This window comes from Staphylococcus sp. HMSC069D12, from assembly GCF_001810405.1.
In the GTDB taxonomy this organism is placed as follows: Bacteria; Bacillota; Bacilli; order Staphylococcales; family Staphylococcaceae; genus Staphylococcus; species Staphylococcus haemolyticus.
The window spans coordinates 1-14,792 of sequence record NZ_KV801093.1 but is presented as its reverse complement, the minus strand read 5'-3'; the positions used below and the strand labels follow the sequence as shown (position 1 = coordinate 14,792).

At 33.0% G+C, this 14,792-nt stretch carries 13 protein-coding genes; 12 read left to right on the top strand and 1 reads right to left on the bottom strand.

Annotated elements, in window-relative coordinates:
* The first annotated feature begins 2 nt into the window (after positions 1-2).
* The 8 genes from mutL to hfq all read left to right on the top strand — a co-directional run bounded on the left by mutL (position 3) and on the right by hfq (position 9,490).
* Positions 3-2,015 (top strand): DNA mismatch repair endonuclease MutL, encoded by a 2,013-nt coding sequence (gene mutL, locus HMPREF2737_RS01455; RefSeq protein ID WP_037551592.1) that lies wholly within the window; start codon positions 3-5, stop codon positions 2,013-2,015.
* Positions 2,016-2,030: 15 nt separating this feature from the next.
* Positions 2,031-2,564, top strand: coding sequence for a glycerol-3-phosphate responsive antiterminator (locus HMPREF2737_RS01450; protein ID WP_037551589.1), 534 nt, complete (start codon positions 2,031-2,033; stop codon positions 2,562-2,564).
* Positions 2,565-2,790: 226 nt separating this feature from the next.
* On the top strand, positions 2,791-3,609 hold the full coding sequence (locus HMPREF2737_RS01445; RefSeq protein ID WP_037551588.1) for an MIP/aquaporin family protein: 819 nt from the start codon (positions 2,791-2,793) through the stop codon (positions 3,607-3,609).
* A 130-nt stretch (positions 3,610-3,739) separates the two neighbouring features.
* Positions 3,740-5,239 carry a glycerol kinase GlpK gene (gene glpK, locus HMPREF2737_RS01440; RefSeq protein ID WP_037551587.1) on the top strand — a complete coding sequence of 500 codons (1,500 nt, stop codon included), beginning with the start codon at positions 3,740-3,742 and terminating at the stop codon, positions 5,237-5,239.
* A 151-nt stretch (positions 5,240-5,390) separates the two neighbouring features.
* Positions 5,391-7,064: a glycerol-3-phosphate dehydrogenase/oxidase gene (locus HMPREF2737_RS01435; protein WP_037551586.1), complete on the top strand. Its 1,674-nt coding sequence runs from the start codon at positions 5,391-5,393 to the stop codon at positions 7,062-7,064.
* Between the two features lie 292 nt (positions 7,065-7,356).
* Complete coding sequence (locus tag HMPREF2737_RS01430) at positions 7,357-8,280, top strand: alpha/beta fold hydrolase (RefSeq protein WP_037551585.1); 924 nt, start codon at positions 7,357-7,359, stop codon at positions 8,278-8,280.
* A gap of 15 nt (positions 8,281-8,295) precedes the next feature.
* Entirely contained in the window at positions 8,296-9,294 is a 999-nt protein-coding gene (gene miaA, locus HMPREF2737_RS01425) for a tRNA (adenosine(37)-N6)-dimethylallyltransferase MiaA (protein ID WP_037551584.1), read from the top strand.
* Positions 9,248-9,490, top strand: a complete 243-nt coding sequence (hfq, locus tag HMPREF2737_RS01420) for an RNA chaperone Hfq (RefSeq protein ID WP_011275895.1) — start codon at positions 9,248-9,250, stop codon at positions 9,488-9,490. The genes miaA and hfq overlap by 47 nt, the downstream gene beginning before the upstream one ends.
* 192 nt (positions 9,491-9,682) lie before the next feature.
* On the opposite strand, the gene HMPREF2737_RS01415 is transcribed toward hfq, so the two are convergent.
* Positions 9,683-10,159 carry a glutathione peroxidase gene (locus HMPREF2737_RS01415; protein ID WP_037551583.1) on the bottom strand — a complete coding sequence of 159 codons (477 nt, stop codon included), beginning with the start codon at positions 10,157-10,159 and terminating at the stop codon, positions 9,683-9,685.
* 109 nt (positions 10,160-10,268) lie between these two features.
* Between HMPREF2737_RS01415 and hflX the strand changes: the two genes are divergently transcribed.
* The 4 genes from hflX (at position 10,269) to glnA (ending at position 14,695) form a co-directional block, all read left to right on the top strand.
* Positions 10,269-11,507 carry a GTPase HflX gene (gene hflX / locus HMPREF2737_RS01410; protein WP_037551582.1) on the top strand — a complete coding sequence of 413 codons (1,239 nt, stop codon included), beginning with the start codon at positions 10,269-10,271 and terminating at the stop codon, positions 11,505-11,507.
* A gap of 19 nt (positions 11,508-11,526) precedes the next feature.
* On the top strand, positions 11,527-12,765 hold the full coding sequence (locus tag HMPREF2737_RS01405; protein ID WP_037551581.1) for a methionine gamma-lyase family protein: 1,239 nt from the start codon (positions 11,527-11,529) through the stop codon (positions 12,763-12,765).
* A gap of 203 nt (positions 12,766-12,968) precedes the next feature.
* Positions 12,969-13,334 carry a MerR family transcriptional regulator gene (locus tag HMPREF2737_RS01400; protein ID WP_011275891.1) on the top strand — a complete coding sequence of 122 codons (366 nt, stop codon included), beginning with the start codon at positions 12,969-12,971 and terminating at the stop codon, positions 13,332-13,334.
* A gap of 20 nt (positions 13,335-13,354) precedes the next feature.
* Positions 13,355-14,695: a type I glutamate--ammonia ligase gene (glnA, locus tag HMPREF2737_RS01395; protein ID WP_037551580.1), complete on the top strand. Its 1,341-nt coding sequence runs from the start codon at positions 13,355-13,357 to the stop codon at positions 14,693-14,695.
* The last annotated feature ends 97 nt before the right edge of the window (positions 14,696-14,792 follow it).

The following is a 14,792-nucleotide window of genomic DNA, read 5'->3' as shown; positions in this document are numbered from 1 at the left end:
AAATGGGCAAAATTAAAGAACTACAAACCTCTTTAGCTAATAAAATAGCAGCAGGCGAAGTAGTAGAGCGTCCAAGCTCAGTTGTGAAAGAATTGCTAGAAAATGCAATCGATGCTAAATCGACAGAAATTAATATTGAGGTAGAACAATCAGGTATATCCTCAATTAGAGTAGTAGATAATGGTACTGGAATAGAACAAGATGATTTAGATTTAGTGTTTCATAGACATGCCACGAGTAAATTAGATGCCGATGACGATTTATTTCATATCAGAACGTTAGGATTTCGTGGGGAGGCATTAGCAAGTATATCTTCAGTTGCTAAAGTCACACTTAAAACTTGCACTGATAGAGAAAATGGACATGAAATCTATGCAGAAAACGGAGAGATTTTAAGTCGTAAACCTGCTAAAGCTAAAAAAGGTACAGATATTACTGTTTCATCACTTTTCTACAATACACCAGCTCGCTTAAAATATATTAAAAGCTTATACACAGAGTTAGGTAAAATTACAGATATTGTGAATCGGATGGCAATGAGTCATCCTGATATACGAATTTCATTAATATCTGATGGAAAAACGTTATTAAAAACGAATGGTTCAGGTAAAACAAATGAGGTTATGGCAGAGATTTATGGTATTAAAGTAGCTAAAGATTTAGTGCACATTCAAGGTGATACAAGCGATTATCACCTTGAAGGCTTTGTGGCTAAGCCAGAACACTCAAGAAGTAACAAACATTATATATCAATTTTTATAAATGGAAGATATATTAAAAATTTTGTACTAAATAAAGCTATTATTGAAGGTTATCATACATTACTGACAATAGGACGCTACCCGATATGTTATTTAAACATAGAAATGGATCCTATATTAGTAGATGTGAACGTCCATCCAACTAAATTAGAAGTCAGATTATCAAAGGAAGAGCAATTGTATCAATTAATAGTTGAGAAAATCCGTTATGCATTCAAGGATAGAATTTTAATTCCGCAGAACGATTTGGATAGAACGCCTAAAAAAAATAAAGTCTTAAATCAATTTGAACAACAAAAATTAGACTTTGAAAGAAGGCAGCGTAACTCTAATCAAGACAAAAAAATTTCTCAATATTATGATATGAGTGAATCTGAAGTACAAAATCCAAATTTAGATAATAATGAGTTAATTAATGAAAGTACGGAAAGCTTCGTACATAATAATAAACGTTCAGATGACAAAGATTACTTCCAAATTCAAAAAGAAATTTTGAATGATTTAGACAAAGGTGATGCATTATCATTAAATGACGAGTCTACAAACGATTCAGAAGAAGTTGTAACTGAACAAAACAATAGTGATGAAGCATCATCGAAAGCTTCTCAAACATTATACAGTCAGCAAGATAATAATGATATTAAAGGTAAAGTGAGTAACACACCATCTCGACGTGTTCCATATATGGAAGTCGTAGGACAAGTGCATGGCACTTATATCATTGCTCAAAATGAGAATGGCATGTTTATGATAGATCAGCATGCTGCACAAGAACGTATCAAATATGAATATTTTAGAGAAAAAATTGGTGAAGTGACTAATGAAGTTCAAGATTTATTAATACCCCTAACATTCCACTTTTCAAAAGATGAACAAATGATTATTGATCAATATCAAGATGAATTAGATAAAGTGGGTGTTCATTTAGAGCACTTTGGCGGTCATGATTATATCGTTAATAGTTACCCAGTTTGGTTCCCAAAAGCTGAAGCTGAAGAAATTATTCAAGATATGGTTGAGTTAGTATTAAACGATAAAAAAGTAAATGTTAAAAAAATGCGTGAAGATGCTGCCATCATGATGAGTTGCAAAAAATCAATAAAGGCAAATCATTATTTAAAAAATAATGAAATGGCGGATTTGATTGATCAGTTACGTGAAGCAGAAGATCCATTCACTTGTCCTCATGGCAGACCTATAATCATCAATTTTTCAAATTATGAACTTGAAAAACTATTTAAACGTGTAATGTAGAGAGGAAAATACCGCATGAAGGAATATGTTTTACCAGCGATACGCAACATGAAAGATTTAGAAAAATTAATAAAAACAGATTATAAGATATGCGTATTATTAGATATGCATATCGGTCATTTGAAAAGTGTTATGGCATTGCTTAAAGCGAATCAAATTGAAACGTATATTCATATTGATCTAATTAAAGGGATGGCTGTCGATGAATTTGCTTGTGAGTATATAATTCAAACTTATAATCCTAAAGGGATCGTTTCTACCAAATCTAAAGTAATTCAGAAGGCTAAATCGTTAAATAAGTTAACGATTTTTAGGGTGTTTATTATAGATAGCCAAGCATTAAGTAGAAGTATCAACTTAATTAAGAAGGTTGAACCAGATTTCATTGAAGTATTACCTGGGATTGCACATAAAGTAGTTAAAATTATTGATGAAGAAACCCCTTCAAAAGTTATAGCAGGTGGTTTAATTAATGAAGAAAGTGAAATTGCTCAAGCACTTGATAGCGGGGCAAGTTACGTTACAACAAGTAATCGTTTATTATGGTAAACCTCATCGTTAATAATTTTGCTGTAATTTAAAATCTTAAAAAACGATTATAACAATTTTTCAAACAATTTAAATGTGACAAATTTTTAACGAAAGTATTGACAACGCTTACAAACTTTCTGTATGATTTAAACAAGTTAATATTAGATTAAGAGACGAAGAGATTTCTGCAATGCCTTTATTAGCGCTTTTGTAGGAATCTTTTTGTCTTATAGGAGGATTCGTGATGAATGTATATTTAGCAGAATTTATTGGTACTGCTATTCTTATCCTTTTTGGTGGTGGCGTTTGTGCCAACGTCAATTTAAAGCGAAGTGCTGGACAGGATTCTGATTGGATAGTAATTGCAGCAGGTTGGGGATTAGCCGTGTCAATGGGCGCATACGCAGTTGGTAAGTTTTCAGGTGCACATTTAAATCCAGCGGTTTCAATTGCTTTAGCGATGGATGGAAGTTTTAGTTGGGCTCAAGTACCTGGCTATATTATCTGTCAAATGCTTGGAGGTATCTTTGGCGGTGTATTAGTTTGGTTAATGTATTTACCACATTGGAAGGCAACTGAAGATCAGGGTGCAAAGTTAGGCGTATTCTCTACAGCACCTGCTATTAAGAATTATTTTGCAAACTTTTTAAGTGAGATTATTGGTACAGCAATCTTATGTTTAGGTATCTTATTTATCGGTGTAAATAAAATTGCAGATGGAATGAATCCACTTATTGTTGGTGGCTTAATCGTGGCTATTGGCTTGAGCTTAGGTGGTCCGACTGGATATGCAATTAATCCAGCACGTGATTTAGGACCAAGAATCTCTCATGCTATATTACCAATTGCAGGTAAAGGTGGTTCTAATTGGGGATACGCGATAGTACCTGTATTAGGACCTATAGCTGGAGGTATGCTTGGAGCAGTTATTTATAAAGTATTTTATAAAGGTCAATTTGATTTAATTTGTGCAGTAGGTATTTTACTAGTAATAGCAACATTAGTATTAGGTTTAGTTTTAAACAAATCTAATAAATCAAATGATATTGAGTCTATTTATTAATTAATTTAATAAATATCTTAAATTAGTGGTTAATTTTTTTGGAAAAGTGCTATACATATAGTACACTTCCTTATTATTCAAAATTAAAAAATAAATGTTTTTATTCACATAGCAGAAAGGGAGAAAATTTATGGAAAAATACATCATGTCGATTGACCAAGGAACAACTAGTTCAAGAGCCATTCTATTTGATAAAGAAGGCGATATTAAAGGTGTTGCACAAAGAGAATTTAAGCAATACTTCCCTAAATCAGGTTGGGTAGAGCACGATGCTAATGAAATTTGGACTTCGGTATTAGCAGTTATGACTGAAGTATTAAATGAAAATGAAATTAACGCTGACCAAATTGAGGGTATTGGAATTACCAACCAACGTGAAACTACAGTTATTTGGGATAAAAATACTGGACGCCCAATATACCATGCAATTGTTTGGCAATCCCGTCAAACACAATCAATTTGTCATGAATTAAAGAAACAAGGTCATGAAGAAACATTCCGCAATAAAACTGGATTATTGTTAGATCCTTACTTCGCTGGTACAAAAGTTAAATGGATTCTTGATAATGTTGATGGAGCTAGAGAAAAAGCTGAAAATGGTGATTTATTATTCGGTACAATTGATACATGGCTAGTTTGGAAGTTATCTGGTGGAGAAGCACATATTACAGATTATTCAAATGCTAGTCGTACTTTAATGTATAATATTTACGATTTAAAATGGGATGATGAGCTACTTGATTTATTAAATGTACCTAAACAATTATTACCGGAAGTTAAAGAATCTAGTGAAATTTACGCTCACACTAAAGATTATCATTTCTTCGGTCAAGAGGTACCGATTTCAGGTATTGCTGGTGACCAACAAGCAGCACTATTTGGACAAGCTTGTTTCGAACGTGGAGATGTTAAAAATACTTATGGTACAGGCGGCTTTATGTTAATGAATACTGGTGAAGCCCCAGTTAAATCTGAAAGTGGGTTGTTAACTACTATTGCATACGGCTTAGACGGTAAAGTCAATTATGCACTTGAGGGTTCTATCTTTGTTTCAGGTTCAGCAATTCAATGGTTACGTGATGGATTAAGAATTATAAATTCTGCACCTCAATCAGAGAATTATGCTACACGTGTTGATTCTACAGATAATGTTTACTTCGTACCAGCATTTGTAGGATTAGGTACACCTTATTGGGATTCAGAAGCTAGAGGTGCTATATTTGGTTTAAGTCGCGGTACTGAAAAAGAACACTTTATTCGTGCGACTTTAGAATCTTTATGCTATCAAACTCGTGATGTTATGGAAGCTATGTCTAAAGACTCTAAGATTGAAGTGAACAATTTACGTGTTGACGGTGGCGCAGTTAAAAATAACTTTATCATGCAATTCCAAGCTGATATTGTAAATACTGCTGTAGAACGCCCTGAAATACAAGAAACGACAGCATTAGGTGCAGCTTATTTAGCAGGATTAGCTGTTGGTTTCTGGGATAGTAAAGATGAAATAGCAAATAGATGGCAATTAGAAACAGAATTTACACCACAGATGTCTGAAGAAGACAGAACTAAGTTGTATAAAGGTTGGAAAAAAGCAGTTGAAGCTACTCAGGTCTTTAAATTGGAAGATTAATCTCTAAACATGGCTTAGTTTATTGAAGTGTGATATGATTAAATTAAGTTAATACATCAGTCGAGATTTGAGAGACCTGTTACATACAGTTTGATTCTGTATGGATAGGTCTCTCTTTTTCGCATAAATAAAATATCGGAGGGGTATATTTATGGCTTTATCAACATTAAATAGAGAAGTAATTAAGAAAAATTTACAAAATGAAGAATACGATGTCGTTATTATAGGTGGCGGTATTACAGGTGCAGGTATTGCATTAGATGCGTCTCAACGAGGAATGAAAGTAGCTTTAGTAGAAATGCAAGATTTTGCTCAAGGTACAAGTTCTCGTTCTACTAAACTTGTTCACGGTGGTTTAAGATATTTAAAACAAGCTCAAATCAAAGTTGTAGCTGAAACGGGTAAAGAACGTGCGATTGTTTATGAAAATGGCCCTCATGTAACTACTCCTGAATGGATGTTATTACCAATGCACAAAGGCGGAACGTTTGGTAAATTCACAACTAATTTAGGTTTAACTGCTTATGATCGTTTAGCAGGCGTAAAAAAATATGAACGCAAGAAAATGTTAAGTAAAAAACAAACATTAAATAAAGAGCCATTGGTAAAAAAAGATGGACTTAAAGGTGGCGGTTATTACGTTGAATACCGTACTGATGATGCACGTTTAACAATTGAAGTTATGAAACGTGCTGAAGAAAATGGTGCAGAGATTTTAAATCACACGAAATCTACAGATTTCATTTACGATTCTAAATCAAAAGTAAGAGGTATTGAAGTTCAAGATCAACTTACTGGTGAAATGTATGAAATTAACGCTAAAAAAGTTATTAATGCAGCAGGCCCTTGGGTAGATGAAGTTCGTAAAAAAGATTATACACGTAACAATAAACAATTACGTTTAACTAAAGGTGTCCATGTAGTCATTGATCAATCTAAGTTTCCATTAAGACAAGCTGTTTATTTTGACACTGAAAAAGATGGTCGAATGATCTTTGCAATTCCACGTGAAGGTAAAGCATACGTTGGAACTACAGATACTTTTTATGATAATGACAAAACAAAACCTTTAACAACACAGGAAGATAGAGATTATCTAATTGATGCGATTAACTATATGTTCCCAGATGTTAATGTGAAAGATGAAGATATCGAATCAACTTGGGCAGGAGTTAGACCTTTAATTTTAGAAGATGGAAAAGACCCTTCTGAAATTTCACGTAAAGATGAAATTTGGGAAGGTAAATCAGGCTTATTAACAATCGCTGGTGGTAAATTAACAGGTTATCGTCATATGGCGCTTGAAATCGTAGATTTATTAGCTAAGCGCTTAAAACAAGAATATAAATTGACATTTGCTGAATGTAAAACAAAACATACACCAATTTCTGGTGGTGATGTAGGTGGTAGCGCTAACTTTGAAAGTTTCGTGGAACGCAAAGTTGAAGAAGGTAAAGCGATTGGACTTCAAGCCGATGTTGCCAAACGTTTAGCTTCTAAATATGGTTCTAACGTAGATAAACTATTTAACATCGCACAAATTGCACAAGACAAAGATTTAAATTTACCATTAGAATTGTACGTTGAGTTAGTATATAGTGTACAAAATGAAATGGTGTTTAAACCAACTGATTTCTTAATTCGTAGATCTGGTAAACTTTATTTCAATATCAATGAAGTTAAACAATATAAAGATGCAGTCGTTGAAGAACTTGCTAAATTACTAAACTATACACAAAGTCAACAAAACGAATTTACTAAAGAAATTAATATTGCAATTGAAGAAGCAACTCGTGGAAATGAACAACTTGCAGTATTAAAATAAAATTAGTATTTATGTTTTGAAATTTAACATTTTTGATTAAATTCAAATATGATACTGCTAACTAACTAGTAAATTTATTTTAAACTTCAAATTCGCAGTTAATATCTGAACTGAGAGAGCTTTAATATGAAGCTCATCTCAGTTCATTTTTTATAAAATAAAGTAATTTTATGTTATAAAGCTTTAGTTGTTAAAATGAGTCTAACAATTTGATAACATTAAGAATGAAAGGTATATTAAAAAGAATATAAGCTTTAAGGATTAAGTTATAATTTCACAAGGAGGCATATGCGTGAGTCAACAATCATTCAAAATTACCGTTGAAGACGGCACTATGATTGAAGTAAAAGTAGATAAGGCTAAGATTGCTACATTTGGTGTCGTCCATATCTTTCACGGGATGGCTGAGCATATGGATCGATATGAAGCACTTGTGCAAGCTTTAACACATCAAGGATATGATGTTATTCGACATAATCATCGAGGGCATGGTATTGATATTGATGAAAATGAAAGAGGTCATTACGATGATATGAATATCATTGCACAAGATGCATATGAAATAGCTCAAACACTTCACGGTTCAGATAACAATATTCCATATATCGTTTTGGGACATTCAATGGGCTCAATTATTGCGCGTTTATTTGTAGAGAAATATCCAGATATTGCGCAAGGTTTAATTCTCACTGGTACTGGTCAATATCCAAAATATAAAGGGATTCCAGCCATCATCGTTTTAAAATTAATAACCTTAATTTTTGGGAAGCGCAGTTGCCTAGAATGGGTAAATCAATTTGTTTATAAATCGTTTAATAAAAAGATAGACCAACCTGAAACAAGTAGTGATTGGCTATCATCTAAACGCGATGAAATTAATAAATTTGTTAAGGATGATTACACTGGTTTCTTAGTGTCAAACCAATTAATTTACCAAACCGTTAAGAATATGATACGTACAGCAAATAATAATCAACTTAAAAAAATTAATGAAGTATTACCAATACTTCTTATTTCTGGTAAGGATGATCCATTTGGAGATTATGGGAAAGGTATACGTAAATTAGGAAAGAAATTCAAACGTGCTGGAATAAATCATATAACAGTCCAACTATATGCTAATAGAAGACATGAAATTTTATTTGAAGATGAAAAAGAAATGATTTGGAGTCATATGTTTGAATGGATCCAAAAACAAGTGTTAAAGAAAAAATAAAGTGAGGGATAACTATTGAGTGACGTCAATAAACCGTTTTTAGTAGTTATAGTAGGTCCAACTGCATCAGGTAAAACAGAGTTAAGTATTGAACTTGCTAAACAAATTGACGGTGAAATCATTAGTGGGGATTCCATGCAAGTTTATAAACAAATGGACATTGGTACAGCTAAAGTTACTAATGAAGAGATGGATGGAATTCCTCATTATATGATTGATATTTTAAATCCAGATGACTCATTTTCTGTGTACGATTTCAAATTACGAGCTCAAGCACTAATAGAAGATATAACTTCAAGAGGAAAGATACCGATCATAGCAGGGGGAACAGGGTTATATATACAATCGTTAATATATGATTATCCTTTTGATGATGAGACAGTTTCAAAAGAAGTTGAACAGAAAACACAGTTACAATTACAAAAATTAGAACAATTAACTAATCAAGAAGTGCATGATTATTTAGCTACATTTGATCCACAATCTGCTAAAGACATACATCCAAATAATAGAAAAAGAGTGCTTAGAGCGATTGAATATTACTTAAATACAAAAAAACTTATAAGTTCTCGCAAGAAAGTACAACAATTTACAGAAAATTATGATACATTATTAATAGGGATTGAAATGTCGCGCAAAACATTATATTCAAGAATAAATAAACGTGTAGATATTATGTTTGGCCACGGATTATTTAATGAAGTGAAGAATCTAGTAGAACAGGGTTATGAATCTACTCAAAGTATGCAAGCAATTGGTTATAAAGAGCTGGTACCTGTTGTGAATGGTGAGTCATCAATAGACCAAGCAGTTGAAACGTTAAAACAACATTCTAGACAATATGCTAAGCGACAATTGACATGGTTCAAGAATAAATTGACTGTTCAATGGTTTAATAGAGAGACAATGTCACTTCAAATGATGTTAGATGAGATTACAACCCAAATAAATAAAAGGAGTTCTAAACATGATTGCAAACCACAACATCCAAGATCAAGCACTAGAGAACTTTAAATCACAACAAACAGAAGTTACTGTTTTCTTTTTAAACGGCTTTCAAATGAAAGGTGTTATTGAAGACTTTGACAAATATGTTGTAAGTTTAGTTTCTCAAGGTAAACAACATTTGATATACAAACATGCGATCAGCACATTTACTGTTGAGACTGAAGTTTCAGATTCTGAAGAATCAGTAAATAGTGAAGAATAAGTTGTAATTAAAGTGCAACGTTGTAAGTTCTTAAGAGCGTAGACAACGGTCTTAATGAAAGTGTAACTTGTAATAAACTCATCAAATTTTAGCACTTTTGACAAATAGAGGAATGTTTGTAATATAAAAAGTTTCATTATAGAGTTGCTATTTCACTCTATAATGAAGCTTTTTATTGTATTAAAACAATATCTATAATAATTTTTCAATATCTTTTTCGATTTGTGCTGGTTTCTTTTGAGGTGAGAAACGACTTACAACGTTACCATCACTATCAACTAAGAATTTAGTGAAGTTCCATTTGATTTTTTCACTTAACATTCCTTTAGCTGCATCAGTTAAGTAGCGGAATAAAGGATGTTGATTTTCACCTTTGACATCTACTTTTTCATGGATAGGGAAAGTCACACCGTAATTAATTTTACAGTTTTGATTAGCTTCTGCACCTGAACCAGGTTCTTGGCCACCAAATTGATTACATGGAAAACCTAATATCACAAAACCTTGGTCTTTGTATTTTTCATACAATGCTTGTAAGCCTTCAAATTGTGGCGTGAAACCACATTCACTAGCAGTATTAACGATTAGCATTACTTTGCCTTTGTATTCTTCTAATTTATAATCTTCACCATTGGACTTTTGTACAACAAAATCATATATATTTTCCATAGTATCACCCTTTCAATATAAATTTAATGTAACATAATTTTAGTGGATAGTCTTTGCATAGACACTATGATAGAATATTTGAGAAATATATAAGAAGGAGATGTATAACATGACTCAGCAAATTACTCATGAAACAAAGAAAAAATTGGAAACTGCTGTATTAGTCGGTGTACATGCTCAAAATGATAACGAATTTAATTTTGATTCAACGATGGAAGAATTAAAAGCCCTATCTTTGACTTGTCAGCTAGATGTTAAAGGACAAGTTACTCAAAATAGAGAACAAGTCGATCATAAATATTACGTTGGTAAAGGTAAGATTGATGAACTTAAAGCTTTTATTGAATTCCATGATATAGACGTCGTAGTAACGAATGATGAGTTAACTACCGCTCAATCAAAAACATTAAATGATAATTTGGGCATTAAAATTATCGATAGAACACAATTGATTTTAGAAATATTTGCCTTAAGAGCTAGCAGTCGCGAAGGTAAATTACAAGTCGAATTAGCGCAATTAGATTATTTATTGCCAAGACTTCAAGGACATGGTAAGAGTTTATCAAGACTAGGTGGTGGCATAGGTACACGTGGTCCTGGTGAAACGAAGTTAGAAATGGACAGACGTCATATTCGAACACGTATGAATGAAATTAAACATCAATTAAAAACTGTAGTGGAACACAGGGAACGTTATCGTAGCAAACGTGAACAAAATCAAGTCTTTCAGATTGCACTCGTTGGTTATACGAATGCGGGGAAATCATCATGGTTTAATGTATTATCTGGCGAAGGAACCTTTGAAAAAGATTTACTCTTTGCAACATTAGATCCTAAAACACGTCAAATTCAAATAAATGAAGGATTTAATTTAATTATTTCAGATACTGTAGGTTTCATTCAAAAGTTACCAACGACCTTGATTGCCGCCTTTAAATCAACTTTAGAAGAAGCAAAAGGTGCAGATTTATTATTACATGTTGTTGACTCAAGCCATCCAGAATACCGTTCTCAATATGATATAGTAAATCAATTGATTAATGATTTAGATATGAATCAAATACCACAAGCGGTTATATTTAATAAGAAGGATCAATGTGGTGATAGTGATGATAAACCATTATCTGCGTCTCCATCCATCTTTGTCTCTAGCCGTGATGAAGAAGATAAATTAAAAGTAAAATCATTTTTAATAGATCAAGTTAAATCAACACTGAGTTTCTATGAAGAGATTGTCCCTAGTACAAACGCAGATAGACTTTATTTCTTAAAGCAGCATACACTCATTGAAGAAATGAATTTTGATGCTGAAAATGAAACTTATGTCATTACTGGATATAAAAAATGATAAAAGGAAGTATATGAAAATGTCAGATATTACATCAATGGTTAAAGACGTAGAGAAGACGTTGGTACCATATTTTAAAGAAATAGAAGAAATTGCATATAGTAATCAGGAAAAAGTTCTGAATGCTTTTCATTACGTTAAAGCTACCGAGAGTGATTTAGTTGGAAGTACAGGATATGGATATGATGATTTTGGTCGGGACCATTTGGAAGAAATCTATGCACATACTTTTAAAGCTGAAGATGCTATTGTGCGCCCGCAAATCATTTCTGGTACACATGCGATTACTCTAGCACTTCAAAGTACACTTAAATACGGAGATGAACTATTATATATTACTGGAAGTCCATATGATACGTTGCTTGAAGTTATAGGGATAAATGGAAATGGCATTGAAAGCTTGAAAGAACACGGTGTCGAATTTAAAGAGGTCCCTTTAAAAGATGGACAAATAGATATTCAGTCTTCAATTGAAGCAATATCAGAAAAGACGAAAGTAGTAGCCATTCAACGTTCAAAAGGGTATGACCAAAGACCTTCAATTACTATCGATGAAATTGAATCTGCTATCCATGATATTAAATCACAATACCCTAATGTCATTGTCTTTGTAGATAATTGTTATGGAGAATTTGTAGAGCAACGTGAACCTATTGAAGTTGGTGCAGATCTGATAGCAGGTTCACTAATCAAGAACCCAGGCGGTGGTCTAGCTAAGATTGGTGGTTATATAGCCGGACGTAAAGATTTAATCGAACGTTGTGGTTATCGATTAACAGCTCCTGGTATCGGTAAAGAGGCCGGCGCTTCTTTATATTCATTACAAGAAATGTATCAAGGATTCTTCTTAGCACCACATGTAGTTAGTCAAAGTTTGAAAGGTGCATTATTTACAAGCTTACTCCTTGAAAAAATGAAAATGAAAACAGTTCCTAAATACAATGTTAAACGTACTGATTTAATACAAACTGTCCAATTTGATACTAAAGAACAAATGATAGCATTTTGCCAAAGTATTCAACATGCTTCACCAATTAATGCTCATTTTAGTCCAGAACCAAGCTATATGCCTGGTTATGAAGATGATGTCATTATGGCAGCCGGTACTTTTGTTCAAGGGTCTTCAATTGAATTGTCTGCAGATGGACCTATTAGACCACCGTATGAAGCTTATGTACAAGGCGGATTAACATATGAACATGTTAAATTAGCTGTTACACGTGCAGTTACTTATTTAAAAGAACAAAACTTGATATAGAAAAATGTATCCCTACTTGAGTTGAGTAGGGATTTTTTGAAAAAATTTATAATTCAATATAAATTACCTGGTATAAAAGACCTTGTAATTACAATTAAATATAGCTTTTAAAATTACATGTAAGAAAACCTGACATATTTTTGTAATACGCTTTAAACTATGCTAAATTAGTATCAAGTTCAAAAGTAGAGGTGAGGTTATTAATGTCTAACGATAAAATCAGACGTAATATGGCCGTGTTCTCTATGAGTGTTGTTTGTAAATTAACAGAACTCACTGCAAGACAAATCCGCTACTATGAAACACATGAACTTGTCATGCCCGAGCGTACAGAAGGAAATAAGCGATTATTCTCGTTAAATGATTTAGAACGTCTCCTCGAAATTAAATCTTTGATTGAGAAGGGATTTAACCTTAAAGGAATTAAACAAATCATAACTAATAATCAAGGGCATTTAACATCAGATGAGCAAGAGATTAGAAAAAGAATGATTGTAGACGCAACGCAGAAACCACCTGGTGAAGCTTTGCCAATAAATCGTGGTGATTTATCACGGTTTATTAAATAAATTTTTGGAGGATTTCTACCATGCCTAAACGTACATTTAGTAAAGATGACATTCGTAAATTTGCAAAAGAAGAAAACGTAAGATATTTAAGATTACAATTCACAGATATCTTAGGTACAATCAAGAACGTTGAAGTACCAGTTAGCCAATTAGAAAAAGTATTAGACAATGAAATGATGTTTGATGGTTCATCAATCGAAGGTTTCGTACGTATCGAAGAATCTGACATGTATTTATGCCCAGATTTAGATACTTGGGTTATCTTCCCATGGACTGCCGGTCAAGGTAAAGTAGCTCGTTTAATTTGTGATGTTTATACTACTGACGATGAACCATTTGCTGGTGACCCACGTAACAACTTAAAACGTGTATTGAAAGAAATGGAAGATATGGGCTATACAGATTTCAACTTAGGGCCTGAACCAGAGTTCTTCTTATTCAAATTAGATGAAAAAGGTGAACCAACATTAGAACTAAATGATAATGGTGGTTACTTCGATTTAGCACCAACAGATTTAGGTGAAAATTGCCGTCGTGACATCGTATTAGAACTTGAAGATATGGGATTCGATATCGAAGCAAGTCACCACGAAGTTGCTCCAGGACAACATGAAATTGATTTTAAATACGCAGATGCGATTACTGCATGTGATAACATCCAAACATTTAAATTAGTTGTTAAAACAATTGCACGTAAACATAACTTACATGCAACATTCATGCCAAAACCATTATTCGGTGTTAACGGAAGCGGAATGCACTTCAACGTATCTTTATTTAAAGGTAAAGAAAATGCATTCTTCGATCCAAATGGTGAAATGCAATTAACTGAAGAAGCTTATCATTTTACTGCAGGTATCTTAAATAATGCACGTGGATTCACAGCTGTATGTAACCCATTAGTAAACTCTTATAAACGTTTAGTTCCTGGTTACGAAGCACCTTGTTATATCGCTTGGAGTGGTAAAAACCGTTCACCATTAGTACGTGTGCCATCTTCAAGAGGATTATCAACTCGTATTGAAGTACGTTCAGTAGACCCAGCTGCTAACCCTTACATGGCATTAGCAACAATCCTACAAGCTGGTTTAGATGGTATTAAGAACAAATCTAAAGTCCCAGAACCAGTCAACCAAAATATTTATGAAATGAACCGTGAAGAACGTGAAGCTGTAGGTATCCAAGATTTACCTTCAACACTTTACACTGCATTAAAAGCTATGCGCGAAAATGACACAGTTAAAAAAGCGTTAGGTAATCACATTTACAACCAATTTATTAACTCTAAATCAATTGAATGGGATTATTACAGAACTCAAGTTTCTGAATGGGAACGCGATCAATATATGAAACAATACTAATCGCTAAGCAAAAAGGGGAAAGACTTAGGGATACAAGGAGTTAAGGCACATGCCTTAGCTTCTTTTTTATGTTTGAATACAAAAATAGCGCAATTAC